The organism is Devosia sp. J2-20, assembly GCF_055808475.1.
In genome coordinates, this window is sequence record NZ_CM147870.1 from 1,706,299 (window position 1) to 1,724,754 (window position 18,456).

The 18,456-nt window shown below is 62.7% G+C and carries 19 protein-coding genes and 2 pseudogenes; 11 read left to right on the top strand and 10 right to left on the bottom strand.

Annotation, left to right across the window (positions count from 1 at the left end; translation table 11 throughout):
- The first annotated feature begins 214 nt into the window (after nt 1-214).
- Nucleotides 215-598: a DUF1761 domain-containing protein gene (locus tag AC0L37_RS08355; protein ID WP_282221453.1), complete on the top strand. Its 384-nt coding sequence runs from the start codon at nt 215-217 to the stop codon at nt 596-598.
- 123 nt (nt 599-721) lie between these two features.
- Nucleotides 722-1,768 carry a dipeptidase gene (locus tag AC0L37_RS08360; RefSeq protein ID WP_282221452.1) on the top strand — a complete coding sequence of 349 codons (1,047 nt, stop codon included), beginning with the start codon at nt 722-724 and terminating at the stop codon, nt 1,766-1,768.
- Nucleotides 1,769-1,880: 112 nt separating this feature from the next.
- Here AC0L37_RS08360 and topA read toward each other — a convergent pair.
- A pseudogene (gene topA / locus AC0L37_RS08365) lies at nt 1,881-4,516 on the bottom strand (type I DNA topoisomerase).
- A gap of 260 nt (nt 4,517-4,776) precedes the next feature.
- Here topA and AC0L37_RS08370 point away from each other — a divergent pair.
- Nucleotides 4,777-5,808 (top strand): aldo/keto reductase, encoded by a 1,032-nt coding sequence (locus AC0L37_RS08370; RefSeq protein WP_282221451.1) that lies wholly within the window; start codon nt 4,777-4,779, stop codon nt 5,806-5,808.
- A gap of 77 nt (nt 5,809-5,885) precedes the next feature.
- Here AC0L37_RS08370 and dprA read toward each other — a convergent pair whose 3' ends face one another.
- From dprA to AC0L37_RS08400, 6 genes are all read right to left on the bottom strand, one after another.
- A complete protein-coding gene (dprA, locus tag AC0L37_RS08375; RefSeq protein ID WP_282221450.1) occupies nt 5,886-7,007 on the bottom strand; it encodes a DNA-processing protein DprA in 1,122 nt (373 codons plus the stop codon).
- A 3-nt stretch (nt 7,008-7,010) separates the two neighbouring features.
- Nucleotides 7,011-7,619 carry a glycerol-3-phosphate 1-O-acyltransferase PlsY gene (gene plsY / locus AC0L37_RS08380; RefSeq protein WP_282221449.1) on the bottom strand — a complete coding sequence of 203 codons (609 nt, stop codon included), beginning with the start codon at nt 7,617-7,619 and terminating at the stop codon, nt 7,011-7,013.
- Between the two features lie 118 nt (nt 7,620-7,737).
- Nucleotides 7,738-9,030 carry a dihydroorotase gene (pyrC, locus tag AC0L37_RS08385; RefSeq protein ID WP_212657929.1) on the bottom strand — a complete coding sequence of 431 codons (1,293 nt, stop codon included), beginning with the start codon at nt 9,028-9,030 and terminating at the stop codon, nt 7,738-7,740.
- Nucleotides 9,027-10,016 carry an aspartate carbamoyltransferase catalytic subunit gene (locus tag AC0L37_RS08390; RefSeq protein WP_269368495.1) on the bottom strand — a complete coding sequence of 330 codons (990 nt, stop codon included), beginning with the start codon at nt 10,014-10,016 and terminating at the stop codon, nt 9,027-9,029. The genes pyrC and AC0L37_RS08390 overlap by 4 nt, the downstream gene beginning before the upstream one ends.
- A gap of 73 nt (nt 10,017-10,089) precedes the next feature.
- Complete coding sequence (locus tag AC0L37_RS08395) at nt 10,090-10,524, bottom strand: DUF4345 domain-containing protein (RefSeq protein WP_282221448.1); 435 nt, start codon at nt 10,522-10,524, stop codon at nt 10,090-10,092.
- Nucleotides 10,521-11,348 carry an SDR family oxidoreductase gene (locus AC0L37_RS08400; RefSeq protein WP_282221447.1) on the bottom strand — a complete coding sequence of 276 codons (828 nt, stop codon included), beginning with the start codon at nt 11,346-11,348 and terminating at the stop codon, nt 10,521-10,523. Before AC0L37_RS08400 ends, AC0L37_RS08395 begins: the two co-directional genes overlap by 4 nt.
- A 137-nt stretch (nt 11,349-11,485) precedes the next feature.
- Between AC0L37_RS08400 and AC0L37_RS08405 the strand changes: the two genes are divergently transcribed.
- Complete coding sequence (locus AC0L37_RS08405) at nt 11,486-12,448, top strand: AraC family transcriptional regulator (protein ID WP_282221446.1); 963 nt, start codon at nt 11,486-11,488, stop codon at nt 12,446-12,448.
- Here AC0L37_RS08405 and ruvX read toward each other — a convergent pair.
- Nucleotides 12,445-12,885, bottom strand: coding sequence for a Holliday junction resolvase RuvX (gene ruvX, locus AC0L37_RS08410; RefSeq protein ID WP_282223001.1), 441 nt, complete (start codon nt 12,883-12,885; stop codon nt 12,445-12,447). The two genes, AC0L37_RS08405 and ruvX, sit on opposite strands and share 4 nt — an antisense overlap.
- Before the next feature lie 88 nt (nt 12,886-12,973).
- Between ruvX and AC0L37_RS08415 the strand changes: the two genes are divergently transcribed.
- The 5 genes and pseudogenes from AC0L37_RS08415 to AC0L37_RS08435 all read left to right on the top strand — a co-directional run bounded on the left by AC0L37_RS08415 (nt 12,974) and on the right by AC0L37_RS08435 (nt 16,357).
- The gene (locus tag AC0L37_RS08415; RefSeq protein ID WP_282221445.1) at nt 12,974-13,507 is read left to right on the top strand and encodes a hypothetical protein; all 534 of its coding nucleotides are present in this window, start codon (nt 12,974-12,976) and stop codon (nt 13,505-13,507) included.
- 83 nt (nt 13,508-13,590) lie between these two features.
- On the top strand, nt 13,591-13,878 hold the full coding sequence (gatC, locus tag AC0L37_RS08420) for an Asp-tRNA(Asn)/Glu-tRNA(Gln) amidotransferase subunit GatC (RefSeq protein WP_212657936.1): 288 nt from the start codon (nt 13,591-13,593) through the stop codon (nt 13,876-13,878).
- Complete coding sequence (locus AC0L37_RS08425) at nt 13,879-14,361, top strand: GNAT family N-acetyltransferase (protein WP_282221444.1); 483 nt, start codon at nt 13,879-13,881, stop codon at nt 14,359-14,361.
- A 74-nt stretch (nt 14,362-14,435) separates the two neighbouring features.
- Nucleotides 14,436-15,922: pseudogene (gatA, locus tag AC0L37_RS08430) on the top strand (Asp-tRNA(Asn)/Glu-tRNA(Gln) amidotransferase subunit GatA).
- 117 nt (nt 15,923-16,039) lie between these two features.
- Complete coding sequence (locus AC0L37_RS08435; protein WP_212657939.1) at nt 16,040-16,357, top strand: hypothetical protein; 318 nt, start codon at nt 16,040-16,042, stop codon at nt 16,355-16,357.
- 21 nt (nt 16,358-16,378) lie between these two features.
- On the opposite strand, the gene AC0L37_RS08440 is transcribed toward AC0L37_RS08435, so the two are convergent.
- Both AC0L37_RS08440 and AC0L37_RS08445 read right to left on the bottom strand, forming a co-directional pair.
- On the bottom strand, nt 16,379-16,888 hold the full coding sequence (locus tag AC0L37_RS08440) for a DUF998 domain-containing protein (protein ID WP_473315113.1): 510 nt from the start codon (nt 16,886-16,888) through the stop codon (nt 16,379-16,381).
- A gap of 222 nt (nt 16,889-17,110) precedes the next feature.
- Nucleotides 17,111-17,368: a YjhX family toxin gene (locus tag AC0L37_RS08445; protein WP_212657941.1), complete on the bottom strand. Its 258-nt coding sequence runs from the start codon at nt 17,366-17,368 to the stop codon at nt 17,111-17,113.
- 248 nt (nt 17,369-17,616) lie between these two features.
- Here AC0L37_RS08445 and AC0L37_RS08450 point away from each other — a divergent pair, with 248 nt between their 5' ends.
- Both AC0L37_RS08450 and AC0L37_RS08455 read left to right on the top strand, forming a co-directional pair.
- The gene (locus AC0L37_RS08450) at nt 17,617-17,928 is read left to right on the top strand and encodes a chorismate mutase (RefSeq protein ID WP_212657942.1); all 312 of its coding nucleotides are present in this window, start codon (nt 17,617-17,619) and stop codon (nt 17,926-17,928) included.
- An 11-nt stretch (nt 17,929-17,939) separates the two neighbouring features.
- Complete coding sequence (locus tag AC0L37_RS08455) at nt 17,940-18,452, top strand: GNAT family N-acetyltransferase (RefSeq protein ID WP_212657943.1); 513 nt, start codon at nt 17,940-17,942, stop codon at nt 18,450-18,452.
- Nucleotides 18,453-18,456: the final 4 nt, after the last annotated feature.

An 18,456-nucleotide genomic window follows, 5' to 3' on the forward strand; every position in this document is an offset into this window, starting at 1 on the left:
AAAGAGGTCCCGGATAGATACGGCAATCTGCGCCGGATTGCCAATTTGCATTGCGAACGCATGGTTGGCGGGATCGTTGCGGGTTGCGTGTCGACGAGATGCAGCCCGGCTCAATCGTGTTTGCATCCTGATGCACGCGGCGCGATGATCGGGGGCTGGTTCAACGGCGGGAGGGCCTGACCAGTATCCTATTGCAGGTTCAGGGGAGGATGCCGTGCAGGAACTGACAATGAGTGTGAACTGGATCGCCGTAATTGTGGGGGCGGTACTGGCCTTCGGTCTGGGCAGCGTGTGGTTTTCGCCGATGATGTTCGGCAAGAGCTGGTCGCGCGGGGTCAAGATGGACGCTGGCGCGCCGACAGGTATGGGGCCCGCGCTGGTGCTGCAGGCGCTGGGTACTTTTGGCTTCGCCTGGGTGGTGGGCATTACCGCAGCTGCCGGCCATTTGCTGACGGTCCTGCTGATCGCGGCCAGTATGGCGTTATTGCAGGCCGGCACGGCGGCGTTTTCCCAGCACGGTCGCGGCGCGGTGCTGGCCGAGGCAGGCTATGTGATCACCATCGCGATCATCATGATCGGGGTGCATGCCGTTGTGTAGCAGGGGGCGCGCATGGCGGGCGGCGCGTCGGGCGCACCTGCCGCGCGCCGCGGGTGCTGCCAAGATGGGCGATAGTGTGGGACGCTGCGCACCTGTTGTTGCGATTCCCTTCCTGGATATTTCATGCCCAGCATTCCCTTTTTCGACGGCCATAACGATACGCTGCTCAAGCTGCTGGAGGCCGAGGGCGATCCGACACAGCTGTTCATGGATGGCATGGACAAGGCCGATATCGATCTTCCGCGCGCCAGGGCCGCAGGCATGGCGGGTGGGTTCTTCGCGATCTTTCCACCGCCGCTGAAGGGCAATCTGGGGTCTGTGGTGGCTGGTGCGGGCAATAATCGCGGCGGCCTGCCGGCCGAACTGGGACTGGCGGATGCACAAGCGGTGACACTGGACATGGCGTCGATCCTGATGCGGATCGAGCGCGCCGGTGGCGTGGCCATCTGTCGTGATGCAGCGGCGGTGCGTGCGGCCATTGCGCAGGGCACGCTGGCCAGCGTGCTGCACATTGAGGGTGCCGAGGCCATCGATACCGACTTCAGGGCGCTGGACGTGCTCTATGCGGCCGGGTTGCGCTCAATCGGGCTGGTATGGAGCCGGGCCAACGCCTTTGGTACCGGCGTGCCGTTCCGCTATCCGTCTGACGCCGACATTGGTCCCGGGCTCAGCGATGCGGGCAAGGCTTTGGTGCGCGAGTGCAATGACCGGGGGATCATGATCGATCTGTCCCATCTCAATGCCGCCGGGTTCCGTGACGTGGCAACCATTAGCGACAAGCCGCTGGTGGCCACGCACTCCAATGTGCATGCGATCAGCGCTCATGCCCGCAATCTGGTGGACTGGCAGCTGGCCGCGATTGCCGAGAGCCAGGGCGTTGTGGGGCTGAATTTTGCCACCGGGTTTTTGCGGCCGGACGGCAAGATGCGCGTCGACACCGAGATCGAGGTGATGGTGCGCCACATTGATGCGCTGGTTGAAGCGCTGGGTGAGGATGGTGTGGCGCTGGGTTCGGATTTTGATGGTGCCATGGTGCCAGCGCCGATTGGCGATGTGACCGGGGTGCCCAAGCTGCTGCAGGCGCTGCTCGACAAGGGCTATGGCGAGGCGCTGGTGCGCAAGATCGCGCTGGAGAACTGGCTGAGCATGATCGATCGCTGCATCGGGTAAAAGCCCCGCCAGCCTCCCCCTGAGCGGGGAGGCACAGCGCGGTGTGGTTCCCGATGCTGGCCACTGTGCGAGCAGCAGCGTTACGGGGCGCCGTGTCAGCGCCCCATGGTGCCTAGAACGGCACGTCTTCGTCGGAGACGGTCTTTTTGGCCGGCGCTTTTTTGGCAGCGGGCTTCTTTGCTGCGGCTGTTTTGGCTGGCGCCTTCTTGGCTGCAGGCTTTTTGGCGGCTGCCTTTTTGGCCGGCGCCTTCTTGACCTTCTTGCCGGTAGCTTCGGCGCGCGCCGCGATCCACTCGACAGCCTGCTCAAGCGTTACCGCTTCGGGCTGGATGTCCTTGGGGATGGTGGCGTTGATCTTGCCCTGATTGACATAGGGGCCATAGCGTCCGGCGCGGACGGTGATGGGGCCATTGTCGTGCTCGAAGGTCTGGATGGCCGCCACTGTGCCGCCGCGCTTGAAGCCGCCAGCGGCTTTTGGGCCAGCAGGTCGACGGCGCGGTTGAGGCCGACGGTGAAGACTTCCTCGACATCGGGCAGGTTGGCGTATTTGCCATCGCACAGGATGAACGGGCCATAGCGGCCAAGGCCCGCCGTGATGGGCAGACCGGATTCGGGATGCAGGCCGACATCGCGGGGCAGGGAGAGCAGCTTGAGAGCGCTTTCGAGCGTCGTGGCAGCAGCGTCCCAACCCTTGGGAATGGAGCTGCGCTTGGCTTCCTTGCCGCCGGCATCACCAAGCTGGACATAGGGGCCGAAGCGCCCGGTCTTGAGGAAGACCTCCTCGCCGGATTCCGGGTCGGTGCCGAGCACGCCGTCACCAGCGGCGGCTTCGGGCGACTGCCCGCTGGCCGCGTCGGAGAGCTGCATGGTGTGCTTGCACTCGGGATAGTTCGAGCAACCGATAAAGGCGCCAAACTTGCCCAGCTTGAGCGAGAGCTGACCTTCACCACAGGTGGGGCAGCGACGCGGATCGGAGCCATCTTCCTTGGGTGGGAAGATGCGGCTGGCCAGGGCGTCATTGAGGACGTCGAGCACCTCTGAAACGCGCAGATCCTTGATCTCGGTGGTGGCGGCGGTGAAATCCTTCCAGAAATCACGCAGCACCTGCTTGTATTCCAGGTGGCCGGCCGAGATTTCGTCGAGCTGTTCCTCGAGGCCGGCGGTGAAGCCGTATTCGACATAGCGATTGAAGAAGTTCTCGAGGAAGGCGGTGACGATGCGGCCGCGATCTTCGGGGTGCAGCGCCTTGCCCTCAAGCCGGACATAGTCGCGGTCCTTGAGCGTGGTCAGCGTGGCCGCATAGGTGGAAGGACGGCCAATGCCGAGCTCTTCCATCTTCTTGATCAGGCTCGCTTCGGTATAGCGGCTGGGCGGCTGGGTGAAGTGCTGCTCGATATCCACAGCCTGCAGGTCGGGCTTGTCACCCACGGCCAGTGGTGGCAGTTCGCGGCTATCCTCGTCTTCGGTGTCCTCGTCCGATTTGACCTCGACACCATAGAGCTTGAGGAAACCGGGGAAGCTGACGACCGACCCGACGGCGCGCAGTTCGACAGCGCGGCCGGGCACGTTGACGGCGATATCGACCGTGGTGCGATCGATCTCGGCCGATTTCATCTGGCTGGCCAGGGTGCGGCGCCAGATCAGGCCGTAAAGCTTGGCCTGGTCGGCATCAAGGCTGAGGTTTTCGGGCCGCTTGAACATGTCGGTGGGCCGGATGGCCTCATGGGCCTCCTGGGCATTTTTCGCCTTGGTCTGGTAGATGCGGGCCTTTTCGGGCAGGTATTCCTCGCCAAAATACTTGCCGATGACCGAGCGGGCCATGGCGATGCCCTCGGGGGCCATCTGCACCGCGTCGGTACGCATATAGGTGATCAGACCGTCCTCGTAGAGCCGCTGGGCAATCTGCATGGTGCGGCTGGGCGACAGGCTGAGGCGCGATGAGGCGTCCTGCTGCAGGCTCGATGTGGTGAACGGCGCATAGGGATTGCGCTTGGTCGGTTTCTTGTCGACGGCTGAGACGTTGAACTGGCCGGCCTCGATGAGCTTTTTGAGTTCAGCGGCATTCTCGCCATTCTGGATGGCGAGCTTGTCGGTCTTTTTGCCATCAACCGAGAGCAGGCGCGCCAGAAAGCTCTTGCCGGCCTGGGCCAGCTTGGCTTCGACGGACCAATACTCATCGGGCTTGAACTTTTCGATCTCGGATTCGCGGTCAGAGACCAGACGCAGGGCAACCGATTGCACGCGGCCGGCCGAACGGGAGCCGGGCAGCTTGCGCCAGAGGATGGGCGAGAGCGTAAAGCCCACCAGGTAATCGAGGGCGCGGCGGGCCAGATAGGCATCGACCAGTGGCATGTCGATTTCGCGCGGCACCTGCATGGCCGCCAGAATGGCGTCCTTGGTGATGGCGTTGAACAGCACGCGGCGGACGGTGACGTCCTTCTTGATGGCCTTTTTCTGCCGCAGGACATCGAGCACGTGCCAGGAAATGGCTTCGCCTTCGCGATCCGGGTCAGTCGCCAGGATCAGTTCGTCGGCGCCCTTGAGCGCGTTGGCGATATCGGCAATGCGCTTCTTGGAGGCCGTGTCGACCTCCCAGGACATGGCGAAATCTTCGTCCGGACGCACCGATCCGTCCTTGGCCGGCAAATCGCGGACATGGCCGAAGGAGGCCAGGACATGATAGTCCGAACCCAGATATTTGTTGATTGTCTTGGCTTTAGCCGGACTTTCAACGACAACGACCTTCATGACGAACCTGTTCCGCAACCGCTTTAAGAGAAATGGCGCAACATGGTGAACCCTCGATGGACTGTCAACGGGCTGTAATTGGCTGGCCCGCGCCTCCCCTTCGGGGAGAGATATCTTGCATGGATAGCCGGACGGGTGCAGACTTGGGTTGTGCGCAGTTCTGCGCTCGACCCATTTCCATTGTGACCGACATCGTTGTGGCTGCGCCGTTCGCGCCGCTTTTGGTTGTCCGTCGGGTCGATTCATGAGGAGATTTGATTATGGAATACCGCAAACTCGGTAATAGCGGTGCCGTTGTGTCGGCCTATGCGCTGGGCACAATGACCTTTGGCGCGGAGTCCGACGAGGCCACCTCGTTTCAGCTGATGGATGATTATGTCGCCGCTGGCGGCAATTTCATCGATACCGCCAATGTGTACAGCGCCGGCGTTTCGGAGGAAATCGTCGGGCGCTGGCTCAAGAGCAAGCCAGGCGTGCTGCGTGATCTGGTGATCACCACCAAGGGGCGTTTTCCCATGGGGCAGGGGCCAAACCATCTCGGCCTGTCGCGCAAGAGTCTCAATGAAGCGCTGGATGCCTCGCTCAAGCGGCTCGGTGTCGAGCATATCGATCTCTATCAGATGCACGCCTGGGACGCGCTGACGCCAATCGAGGAAACGCTGCGCTTTCTCGATGACGCGATCGGTAACGGCAAGATTGCCTATTATGGCTTTTCCAACTTCCTGGGCTGGCAGATGACCAAGGCGGTGTGGACGGCCAAGGCCAATGGCTTTGCGCCGCCGGTAACGCTGCAGCCACAATATAATCTGCTGGTGCGCGACATCGAGCATGAGGTGGTGCCCGCCGCGCTCGATGCCAATATCGGGCTTCTGCCGTGGTCGCCACTGGGTGGTGGCTGGCTGAGCGGCAAGTACAAGCGCGACCAGATGCCGACCGGGGCAACGCGGCTGGGCGAAAATCCCAAGCGTGGCATGGAGGCGTTCGAGAAGCGCAACTCCAATCTGATGACCTGGGAGGTGATTGGCGCGGTTGAGGACATCGCCAAGGCACGCGGCGCCAGCATGGCGCAGGTGGCACTGGCCTGGGTCTGTGCCCGTCCGGCGGTCACGTCGGTGATTCTGGGGGCGCGCACCACCGCGCAGCTCAAGGATAATCTGGGTGCTGCCGATCTGGTGCTGAGCAGCGATGAGATGGCCACGCTGACCGCGGCAAGCCAGCCGGAAATGAGTGACTATCCATACGGGACCGGCGGCATTGATCAGCGCCATCGCAAGATTGGCGGCGGTCGCTAAAGGTCTGATTGGGAGGGGGCACCCCTCCCATCTTCCCCTGGATGAAGGAGGTCACCGCGTGGTCGGGGCTGGATCTGCTAGTGCCGCAATGCCACCAATTGGCCGCTCGACCATTCGATCTGGTCGGCCAGGTCGAGTTCGAGCAGCAGCATCTGCATAGTGGCGGCCGATATGCCGACCTGTCGGACCAGTTCATCGACGTCGATCGGGGTGACGCTGAGAGCGGCGAGCAGTCGGGTCTTGTCGTCGTCGCTGGGCGGCGGGGCATCGGGGACGCTGTCGGGCTCCCAATCGCGGTCGAACAGGGCATTGCGCGACGGATCGGCGCTGCCCAGGGTTTCGAGAATATCAGCGGCGCCCGTGATCAGTTTGGCGCCTTGCTGGATCAGCGCATTGCCACCTTCAGCGCGGGGATCGAGTGGCGAGCCGGGTACGGCGAAGACGTCGCGGTTTTGCTCGAGGGCCAGTCGGGCGGTGATCAATGAACCACTGCGCTTGGCCGCTTCAACCACGACCACCCCCAGCGACAATCCCGAAACCAGACGGTTACGCCTGGGGAAGTCGCGGGCGCGTGGCTCCCAGCCCAGCGGCATTTCAGTGAGCAGGGCGCCGCCATTGTCAAGAATGTCGTGGGCCAGAGGGATGTTCTCGGTGGGGTAGATCTTGTCGAAACCACCGGCAAGGACGGCGATGGTGCCGCTGAGCAGCGTTGCCTTGTGCGCCGCTGCATCGATGCCGCGGGCCAGACCCGAAACAATGGTATAGCCCGCTTCGCCCAGATCCGTCGCCAGCAGGCGGGTCATCTTGACCCCGGCCGCCGAGGCATTGCGCGCCCCGACAATGCCCACCGTGCGGCGCCAGTCGAGATTGGGGCCACTGGCCATGGTGATCAGCGGCGGTGCGGCCGGGATATAGTGGAGCAGGGGTGGATAATCGGCATCGCTGCTGGTGACGAGGCGGGCGCCGTAACGTGACAGACCGGCGATCTCATCTTCAGCTTCGGACTGGCTGGTAATACGGACCGGTCTGCCGGTGCGGCGCGTCAGGGACGGCAGGGCCTCAAGGGCGGCCTGTGCCGAGCCGAAGCGGTTGAGCAATCGGCGGAAGGTGGCCGGGCCAATGTTTTCGGTACGTAGCAGACGCAACCAGGCAAGGCGCGTGACCGGATCAAGTGCAGCAACACCCTGATCCGGCGGCACGGATCAGGCCTTCTTTTTCTCAGAGCCGATCCTGGGCTCGGTACCCGCAATCAGCCGAGCAATGTTTTCGCGGTGCTGGAAGAACAGCAGCAGGGCCATCACGGCCGCAGCACCGGCCAGGTATTCGTTGACCACGACATAGGCAAAGATTGGCGCCGTGGCTCCTGCTGTCAGGGCAGCCAGAGACGAGAATTTCCGCGCCACCGCGATGAACAGCCAGACCGCGCAGAAGATCAGCCCGACAGGCCAGCTCAGCGCCAGCAGTGAACCAATGAAGACGGCGACGCCCTTGCCGCCCTTGAAGTTGAGCCAGACGGGAAAGCAATGGCCCAGAAAGGCGCCAATGCCCGCGATCATGGCTGCTTCTTCGCCCCACAGGCCGCGCGCAAGCAGAACGGGCACGGCGGCCTTGGAGGCGTCGAGCACCAGAGTGGCAAAAGCGATCCAGCGATTGCCGGTGCGCAGCACATTAGTGGCGCCGATATTGCCCGAGCCGATGTCGCGAATGTCGCCCAGCCCGGCCGAACGAGTGAGCAGCAGACCAAAGGGAATGGAGCCAAACAGATAGCCCAGAACGACAGCATAGAGCAGCGGGAGAACGTCAATCGACATCGGGGCTTGGTATCCTTTGTGGCGTTTAGGCGCGAAAATACCCTCCTCCCAACCTCTCCCGCAAGGGGGCGGTGCAGTTGGGTGGGGATGACGGACCGGTGGTCGTTGGTGTTTGGGGCTAGTCGATGTGGGTGTGGACGGTCTCGCCAGCGACGATAGTGCGCATGACCTTGCCCGCCAGACGCGCGCCTTCGAAGCTGGTATTGCGCGACTTGGAGCGGATGTCGGTCTCGCTGACCTGCCAGGGATAATCGAGATCGAACAGGATCAGATCGGCGGGTGCGCCCTTGGCAATGCGGCCTGATGGCAGACCCAGAATGTCAGCGGGGCGGCTGGTCATGGCGCGCAGTACGGTCAGCAGGTCGACATCGCCGGAATGAACCAGACGCAGGGCCGCAGCCAGCAGGGTCTCCAAGCCAATGGCCCCGTCGGAGGCTTCGGCGAAAGGCTGGCGCTTTACCTCGGTATCCTGGGGATCGTGATCGGAATGGATGGTGTCGATGGTGCCGTCGCGCAGGGCCTGGATCATGGCCTGGCGATCATCTTCTGAGCGCAGCGGCGTGGAGAGTTTGAAGAAGGTGCGATAGCGGCCAATGTCGTTTTCGTTGAGCGCCAGATTGTTGATCGAGATGCCAGCCGTAACGGCCCTGTTGCGCTTCTTGGCCGCTGCCACCAGTTCGACCGCGGCCGCGCAGGAGATCTGGGCGGCGTGGTACTTGACGCCCGTCAGTGCGGCCAGTTGCAGATCGCGGGCCAGCGGGATCGTCTCGGCTTCGCGCGGAATACCCTTTAGCCCCAGAATGGTGGCAAACAGGCCCTCGTTCATCACGCCGGTACCGGTCAGATCGGTGTCGGAGACGTGGTGGACGAATGTCAGACCGTAATTTGCGGCGTAGCTCATGGCCGTGCGCAGCATGGAGGGCGACTGGATGGAATGGCGACCATCGGTGAGGCAGACCGCACCGGCTTCCTTGAGCAGGCCATATTCGGTCATCTCAGTGCCGTTGAGACCCTTGGTGATCGCGCCTGCAGGCAGCACATTGACCTTTGAAGTGGCCCTGGCGCGGCGGATCAGGAAGTCCACCAGCGCGCCATCATCCACCACGGGCGTGGTATCGGGCATCATCACGAAGCTGGTAATGCCCCCGGCTGCAGCGGCTTCGCCAGCCGATTGCAGGGTTTCGCGATACTCCTTGCCCGGCTCGCCCGTGAAGACGCGCATGTCGATCAGGCCGGGCGCCAGTACCAGACCCTTGGCATTGATCACCTCGGCACCGTCTGGAACGCCAATAGGCGCGCCGATGGCAAGTTCGGCAATAATGCCATCTTCGATCAGCACAGCGCCGAGATGATCGGTGCCGGTTGCCGGATCGACGATGCGGGCGTTCTCGATGAGTGTGGCGCGGGTCATGACGCGTCTCCCGACGACAGCAGGGCATCGAGCACGGCCATGCGCACAGCTACGCCCATTTCGACCTGATCGGTAATGACCGAAGCCGGGCCATCGGCAATGGCTGGATCAATCTCGACGCCACGATTCATGGGACCGGGATGCATGACGATGGCATCGGGCTTGGCGTGGCTGAGCTTTTCGGCATCGAGCCCATAGAAATGGTAATATTCGCGGACCGAGGGGATCATGCGGCCCTGGGCGCGTTCGTGCTGCAGGCGCAGCATCATGACAACGTCGGCGCCAGCCAGACCCTCGCGCATGTCGGTGAAAACCTCGGTAGCGAGGTTTTCGATGCCGGCGGGCAGCAGGTTGCGCGGAGCAATGACGCGGGTGCGCACATTGAGCGCGCCAAGCAAAAGCAGGTTTGAGCGCACCACGCGCGAATTGGCAATATCGCCACAGATGGCGACGGTCAGGCCCGAAATGCGGCCCTTGTGATTGCGGATAGTCAGGGCATCAAGCAGCGCCTGGGTGGGGTGCTCATGGGCCCCGTCACCGGCATTGATAACGGCGCAGCCAACCTTCTGGCTCAGTAGCTCGACCGCCCCGGCCGCCGAATGGCGCACGACGATAACGTCGGGACGCATGGCGTTGAGCGTGGCTGCGGTATCGATCAGGGTTTCGCCCTTGGAGACCGAGCTGGTCTTGACCGACATGTTCATGACCAGGGCGCCGAGGCGTTTGCCGGCGATCTCGAAGGAGGCCTGGGTGCGCGTGGAGGGCTCGAAGAACAGGTTGATCTGGGTCTTGCCCGAGAGCGTGGGGTGGGTTTTCCGTTCCTGGCGGGAAATCGGCACCATGGCTTCGGCGCGATCGAGCAGCTGAATGATCTCATGCTGCTGCAGATCGGCTATCGAGAGCAGATGGCGCTGACTGAAAGGAGGAAAATCACCGGTGGCACCGGCGGATGAATTCGAGGCTGTGCTGGCGCGAGCTTGGGCCATGCGCTCCCATTCCCTATGATTTGCAGCGGTCTAGCCGAGGGAAAGCGGAGGGGCAAGGCCCAAGCGGGGAATATCAACGGCTGGGGCGTGCCGTTGGGAGCGGTGTTGGCGCTGGCCGCGACCGTGTCTGCCACCAGATCAGAGACAATCCGACAAGACCCAGGCCCAGCTCAACGGCGCCTGCGACGATGAACCCGTCATGGGGCAGCCCATCGACGGCAAAGCCCAGCAGCCGCGACAACCCGTAGCTCAAATTGAACAGGCTGCCGAGCCAGATGGCCGGCTGTTGAAAATCGGTTCGGATAACGCCCAGTGTACAAAAGCCTGCCAGGCCCAGCATGAACAGGCCGGGCGCTCGCAACTCGTTGAGCAGGTCTACCTTGCCGCTCAGGTCCAGACCATAACCGGCATAGAAGTTGACGGGCATGAACAGGATCATGGCCCCCAGGGCCAGAGTCAGGACGGCAATGACCGTGAGGTAGAGGCGGATGGCGCTTGTGATCTTCATGCTGCGCGGTGCCAGATGCCCGAAGCGGCGGTCGCCGTGACGTAATCCGCGAAGTCGCGCGGCGGTCGGCCCAGAGCGCGCTGCACACCATCGGCAAGCGATTCGTTGCGGCCATCAAAGACTTCCTGGCAAAGCCTGGTCAGCAGATCGGCATAGCGCTGACCCAGCTCAGGCAGCAGGGCAGCGTGGAACTGCTCAAGCGTGATGGGCAGGTATTGCAGTTCGATCCCGGCGGTTGCTGCGATGACGGCGGCGGCCTCGGCGAAGGTGAGCAGGCGCGGGCCGGTGATTTCATAGCGCTGGTTGGCGTGGCGCGGATCGGTCAGGGCTGCCACGGCGACATCGGCGACATCATCGGCATCGATGAAGGGTTCGCGACGGTCGCCGGCGGGCATGGCAATCGTGCCAGAGAGGACGGAAGGCAGCAGAGTGCCTTCGCTGAAATTCTGGAAGAACCAGCTGGCGCGGACAATGGTGGTCTCGATGGGGGCTGCCATGAGGATGTCTTCGCTGCGCAGGGCATTGGTCTCGCCGCGGCCCGAGAGCAGGACGAGGCGTTTCAGGCCTGCGGCGACTGCCAGATCGGTAAAAGCCTGAATGGCTTGGGGGGCGCCGTCTTCAGCCAGGTCGGGGACATAGCTGACAAAAGCTGTTTCGGCACCGGCAAGCGTGGCGGCCCAGGTGGTGCGGTCGTCCCAGTCAAAGGCCGGAGTGGATCTGCGCGAGGCGGGGCGAACGGGATAGCCGGCCTGGGTCAGGCGGGCGGCGACGCGACTGCCGATCTTGCCGGTAGCGCCGATGACGAGGATGGGGATGCTGGACATACTGAAAATCCTTGGGTGTTTGCGATGTCCAGAAGATGATCGGATGCAGCGGGACTAACAATGACTATTTGTCGCTCTGAATATGCGGGTCGTCCAGAAGTGTGGACGTTTTGCTGCTTTTGGGCTAATCGTCCTGCATGAGTGATGTGCATTTCCAACCGCCGCCATTGACCGATCCGCTGGGTGAGGTGCTGCATATGCTGCGCCTGACCGGGACATTGTATTGCCGTGCCGAGATGACGGCGCCGTGGGGTATCGAGATGCCCCAGCTGCCTGGGGCGATGCTGTTCATGATCGTCACTTCGGGGCGGGGCTGGCTGCGCATGCGCGATATGCCGCCGCAAATGCTGGAGCAGGGCAGCATGGTGTTGCTGCCGCATGGCACGAGCGTGGAGCTGGCCAGTTCGCCGGGCGCTGCAACCACGCCGCTGTTCGATATTCCCTCGACCAAGGTCAGTGAGCGCTATGAATTGATGCAATGGGGCGGCGGCGGTGCGCTGATGCGGGCGACCACCGGGGTGGTGCAGTTTGATCATGTGGCGGCGCAGCGCCTGATTTCGCTGTTGCCACCGGTGATCCGGGTGGATGCTTGGGATGAGGACGTCGATAGCTGGATGCAGAGCACGCTGCGGCTGATCGCGCGCGAAGCGGCGGCATTGCGACCCGGTGGCGAGACCGTGATGACGCGCCTGGCCGATATCATGGTGATTCAGGCGCTGCGGCGCTGGCTGGATACGGCCCCAGAGGCCAATCTGGGCTGGCTGGCAGCGTTGCGCGACCCGCAGATCGGGCGCGCGCTGGCGCAGATCCATCGCGGCGCAGCAGAAGACATCAGCGTGGCGGGGCTGGCCGATATCGCCGGCATGTCACGCTCGGCGTTTTCGGCGCGGTTTACCGACATGGTGGGGCAGCCGGCCATGCAGTATGTCACGCAATGGCGGCTGCATCTGGCGCGTGCGGCATTGCTTGAGAGCGGGCAGCCGGTCGGGGTGATCGGCGCGCGGGCAGGCTATAATTCGGAGGCCGCGTTTGGGCGGGCGTTCAAGCAGTTCTTCGGGGTGTCGCCGGGCGCGGCGCGGCGCGAGGCGATTGCACGCTAGTCGTGGCGCAGACGATCCAGCGCACCCTGCAGGATGTAACTGGCGGCCAGTTTATCGACGACCTCGGCGCGGCGGTCGCGGCGCATATCGGCCTCGATCATCATGCGGGTGACGGCGCTGGTCGAGAGGCGCTCATCCCAGAAGGCGATGGGCAGGGTAATGCGTTGGGCCAGGCTGCGGGCAAAGGCGCGGGTCGACTGCACGCGCGGACCTTCGGAGCCGTCCATATTGAGGGGCAGGCCCAGAATGATGGCGACAATGGTGTTCTCGGCAATGAGTTCGTCGAGCCGGATGGCGTCGACAGTGAACTTGGTGCGCTTGATGGTTTCGAGCGGGGTAGCCGAGTAGCGCATGCCGTCCGAGACAGCCACGCCAATGGTCTTGGTGCCCAGGTCGAGGCCCAGAATCTTGCCCCGGGGGAATCGCCGCCAGTGGATTGGCGTATTCTTCGGTCATGTCGTGCTCGCTTGCCACAATGGTGGTGTCCTATAGGGTGCGGCGGCATTTGGCGACTGGAAAGCGGCGATGAAACTCACCTGGTTCGGCGGCACGACCGCCCGCATTCACATTGGCGGCGTGATTCTGGTGATCGACGCCGCCGGGGCACCGGCACAGATTGTCGCTAGCGAACTGGTCTCGGGCGCCGACTGCGTCGTGGAGAATTTCGGCGCTGGGCTTGAGGCGGTCGATAGCGCCCAATGGCGGCCCCGCAAGGCGCAGCGTCCGCTGGATGAAGAAGCCACAGAGCCCGCGGTGGCGTGCTGGCAGGCGGGACCGGGGGCTCTCCTGGTCGAGGCACCCGGGGAGCCGGTGCTGTTGCTGATCAAGGGCCCTGTGCCCGAACTGGGCCGCTGGGCCGATGGGGCCGTGGTGGTGTTGTTTGGCGATGGGGAAGCCTTGAGCGGTGCCGGGCAGACGGTGCTGGCGGGGCGCGGGCTGCGCCTATTGGCGCTGGCCGGTGACGAGGCGGCACTGGATCAGGCAATAGGGGCGTTACGCGATGTGTTGGACGGTGCGGCCCTGCTGGCGCTGGAAGCCGGGTTGGCCGTAGAAATCTGATCCGACGCATCAGCCATTTTCATTGTCTTTTGTGCCGCACGGTTGTTATTGAAGCGGCAAATACGATCCTTGTGGAGTTAGCTATGTCCGTCGACGCCAAGACCGTTAAGCGCATTGGGAGCCTGGCGCGCATCCGCATTGAAGACGATGAGGTTGGCGCCTATCAGGAAGAGCTCAATGCGATCCTGGGTTTCGTCGAGCAGCTGAGCGAAGTCGATGTTGAGGGTGTGGCCCCGATGACCTCGGTAATGCCGATGACATTGCGCCTGCGCGACGATGTGGTCAGCGACGGCGAGTACCCCGAAAAGATCGTCGCCAATGCGCCACTGAGCGAAGACAATTTCTTCATGGTGCCCAAGGTGATCGAATAGATGAGCATCAGCATCGCCCTTGAGACGGCGTTGCAGGATGACGTGCGCGGGCTTGTGGCCCAGCTCAATGAGCATCTGCTGCCGCTGTCACCGCCCGAATTCCAGTTCAAGATGAGCGTGGAACAGATGTCGGGTGTCGATACCAGCGTTTTTGTGGCGCGCGATGAGGCCGGCACGGCAGTAGGCATGGGGGCTCTGAAGGTGCACTCGTGCGCACTGGGTGAGGTCAAACGCATGTTCACCCTGCCAGAAGTGCGCGGCCAGCGTGTGGGTTCGGCCCTGTTGGCGGCCATTATCGCGCTGGCGCGCGACAAGGAGCTGGCCACGGTGATGCTGGAAACCGGAACCGGCCCAGGTTTCGATGGTGCGCACCGACTTTACGAGCGCAGCGGCTTTGTGGCTCGCGGCCCGTTTCTGGACTATCCTGACAGCGAATGGTCGGCGTTTTTTGAAATGCCGCTGACCGTGGCGCAACCGGCCTAAGCCGACCTGACGACGACCAATTCATCCGGCGCGATTGCGCCGAACCGCTACGACCTTTCTGAGCGAGATCCGTTTTGACTGACCTGACCAAACTGAGCCTGGCCGCCGCCCGCAAGGGCCTCGTCGACAAGAGCTTCACCTCGAGCGAATTGACCGGGGCGTATCTGGGCGCGATCGATAAGGCCAATCCCAGCCTGAACGCCTATGTGGCGGTCACGGGTGAGCAGGCGCTCGAGATGGCCAAGGCCAGCGACGAGAAGCTGGCCAAGGGGCAGGGCGGCACGCTTGAAGGCATTCCGCTGGGCATCAAGGACCTGTTCGCCACCAAGGGTGTGCACACCCAGGCTGCCAGCCACATTCTGGATGGCTTCAAGCCGGAATACGAGATCGACCGTGACAGCCAATCTGTGGCGCGACGGCGCGGTGATGCTGGGCAAGCTGAACATGGATGAGTTCGCCATGGGCTCGTCCAACGAAACCAGCTATTACGGCAATGTGATCAACCCGTTCCGCGCCGAAGGCAGCAATGCCAATCTGGTGCCTGGTGGGTCTTCGGGTGGTTCGGCTGCGGCCGTGGCTGCCTGGCTGTGCGCTGGTGCGACGGCGACTGATACCGGCGGTTCGATCCGCCAGCCCGCAGCCTTTACCGGCACGGTCGGTATCAAGCCGACCTATGGCCGTTGCTCGCGTTGGGGCACGGTGGCGTTTGCTTCCTCGCTCGATCAGGCCGGCCCGATTGCCCGCTCGGTTGAAGATGCGGCGCTGATGATGACCTCGATGTCCGGTTTCGACGCCAAGGATCTCGACCAGTGTGGATATGGCCGTGCCTGATTTTGCCGCTGCCGTTGAGCGTGGCGTAAAGGGTCTGACCATTGGCGTGCCGCGCGAATACCGCCTTGAAGGCATGCCCGCCGAGATCGAAAAGCTGTGGCAGCAGGGCCTGGACTGGCTCAAGGCAGAGGGTGCCACGGTCAAGGATATCAGCCTGCCGCACACCAAGTATGCCCTGCCAGCCTATTACATCGTGGCACCCGCCGAGGCGTCGTCCAATCTGGCGCGCTATGACGGCGTCAAGTATGGCCTGCGCGTTACCGGCAAAGACATTACCGACATGTATGAGCTGACCCGCGCTGCCGGGTTTGGCCGCGAGGTGAAGCGCCGCATCATGATTGGCACCTATGTGCTGTCCGCCGGCTATTTCGACGCCTATTACGTCAAGGCGCAGCAGGTCCGCACGCTGATCAAGAAAGACTTTGAAGACGCCTTCCACGCTGGTGTCGACGCCATTCTGACCCCAGCCACACCCTCTGCCGCGTTCGGCATTGGCGATGAGGCGATGGCCAATGATCCGGTCAAGATGTACCTCAACGACATCTTCACGGTGACGGTGAACATGGCTGGTCTGCCCGGCATTGCCGTGCCGGCGGGCAAGGATGGTCAGGGGCTGCCACTGGGTCTTCAGCTGATCGGCAAGCCGTTTGATGAAGAGACGCTGTTTGCCACGGCGCGGGTCATCGAACGCAGCGCCGATATGGATTTCTCCCCCAAGCCCTGGTGGTAGGCCGCAAAGGCGCTACTTGATCGTGGGGCTGTTCCACCTTATCTGGCGCAGATGCACAAACTGAAACTGGTAGTGACGCCGCCGCGTGCGGCGTCGGGGCCAACAAGAGTATCTCCGATGGCCACTGACGTTTTCACGACCCAGGACTGGTCCGAACCACCCAAGGATCTCTCCATGCCGCTGCAGGCGCTGTGGTGGCTCAAAAAGGGCGAGTTGCGGGTTGGACCCGAGTGGGAACAGGCGCACAATATTGTCCAGGCGATGGAAGGGGTGCAGGCGTTCGACTGGGTGCATGCCCTGATGCACTGGATTGAAGCCGATATGGGCAATGCCGACTACTGGTATCGCCGGGCTGGCAAGAAGCGTGCGACCGCGAGCGTGGCCAGCGAGTGGGAACACATCGCAGCGGTGCTCAGCGATATCACGAAGCACTAAAGCGCAGCTTGCCGCGCAGGATCAGCGCGCCGGTGACGATATACCAGAGCGTTTGTGGCCAGGCGGCCAGCCGTTCGACAGTGCCGCGCCCCCCAGATAGATCTCCGCCACATAAAGCACGAAGCCGAGCAGGGCCAGAACGCCTGTGGTCAGGCTATAGATGGCGAATGCACGGTGCGTCTGCCAGACGACCTTGGCCATCAGCATGAAGCCGAAGCAGGCCAGCCCCAGCGCCAGGGCAGCGCCAATCACATGCATCGCCGGGATGGTGTCGAGCGGGAAGGCGCCCGCCAGCATGGTGCCGTCGCCGCCCAGCGCGAGCAGCCATAATGCAGCAATCTTGAGTTTTGTCTGGGGCCAGAGATCGCGGGTGAACCAGACGCCGAGCACGACCAGTACACCGTTGAGCGCCATGCCCAGATTGAACACCAGGCTGAGCGGAGAGCAGACCGGCATGATGCCGTCAGGCGCCGGATTGAGATAGGTGCCGCATCTGGTGACGCCGAGCAGGCTGATGTCGTTGGTGAGCATGGAATAGCCCGGCCACGCCGCCTGGGCGACGAACTGGGCAATGAAGAACTCGACGGTGAGCAGCCAGAAAATGGCGCCTAGGCGAGATCTGGCCGGGCATGAGGGTCTCCGTGTTGTGCGGAGTGGGCCGGGCCGCACGGGCAAAGTCAAATCACGAGCTTGATGGAGGGCACCCAGAGCGGCCCTCGGAACTGGTCCGAGGGCTCTTTGGTAACGCTGAGGCTACCGGTTGTCATATTCACTGCGGACCAGTTCCAGGCCGCGTCGGGTGATTCGGTAGGGCTGCCCATTGCAGGATTTGATGGCCTTCCTGGCCTTGAGTTTTTTGAACAGCAGCATGGTGCAGGTGTTCATCAACCAGCCTTCGCGGTTGAACATTTCTAGGCCTACTGTCTTGCCAGCCTGGTTGCGGGTGAGCGCAATACAGCCACCCTGAGCGAGGGCATGGAGCACCCGCTGTTCGTCTCTTGAGATATCCATTGAACGTCTGTCGCCAAATGGCGCGGCAGTACAGCCACGCATAAACGCTATCAGCGGCCGGCATCACGCTCGGCGGCTGACTGGTTCATTTATGCCTCGTCACAACTGGACGAGGCTTTAGCGGGCTTCAGACTGAGTAGACATGCGAGTTTGATATAGGAGCAGGCTTATTTTGCACAAGTAGGGCGGTTGAAATCATCGCCCGGTCGGTGCAAACCAGCAACAGCCCAAGAGGACTGGAACCTGCCGTGACCACTCAAGCCGCCCCTGCCGACTGCCAGACCAAGGACGATGTCCGCGCCGAAATCGACCGGATCGACGGTCTGTTGCTGAACCTGTTTGCCGAGCGGCACCGCTATGTGACGCGGATGGCCGAGATCAAGACGGATCCCCATGAGGCGCGTGATCCAGCGCGCATCGAGGCGGTGATCGGTAAAATCCGCGAGCGCAGTTTGGCTCTTGATCTTGATGAAGATCAGGCCGAACTTGTATGGCGGACCCTGATCGACTGGAACATCAATTACGAGAAGGGCATCATCGCGGCGCGGCGCCGCGGATAGCGGAGGTCACCATGCCAGGCATCACCATTCGCAAAGCGGACAGCGCGGATGCCAGGAGACTAGCCGATATTGCCTTTCAGGCCTGGGAACACGGGATTTACCCACTGCTTGCGGCGCAGCCGGGGCTGCGCGAATCCGAAAAGTACCGGCTGACCCAGGTGGTGGCCGAAACGATCAGCCGGATCATCGTGGCCGAGGTTGACGGGATCGTGGTGGGCTGGTGCTCGCGGGCGGCGCGGCGAAGCTACATTCCCTATCTGTTCGTAATGCCCGAATTGCAGCGCAACGGGCTGGGCTCGGCGCTGCTGCGGCGCATGGAATCAATGCTCGAGCTGGCTGGCGCCGAGCGGGTCCATCTGGAGACCCCAGCGGACAATGTACCGGCGGTGCGGTTTTACGAAAAGCAGGGCTACCGCATTCTGGCGCTGCGCTCGGATGGTCGCGACGCACATGAGCCGTTCATGAGCGTGCATCTGGAAAAGCGGCTGCTGCCCTTTGATGGTGACCTGGGACACGAGGATTAGCGCA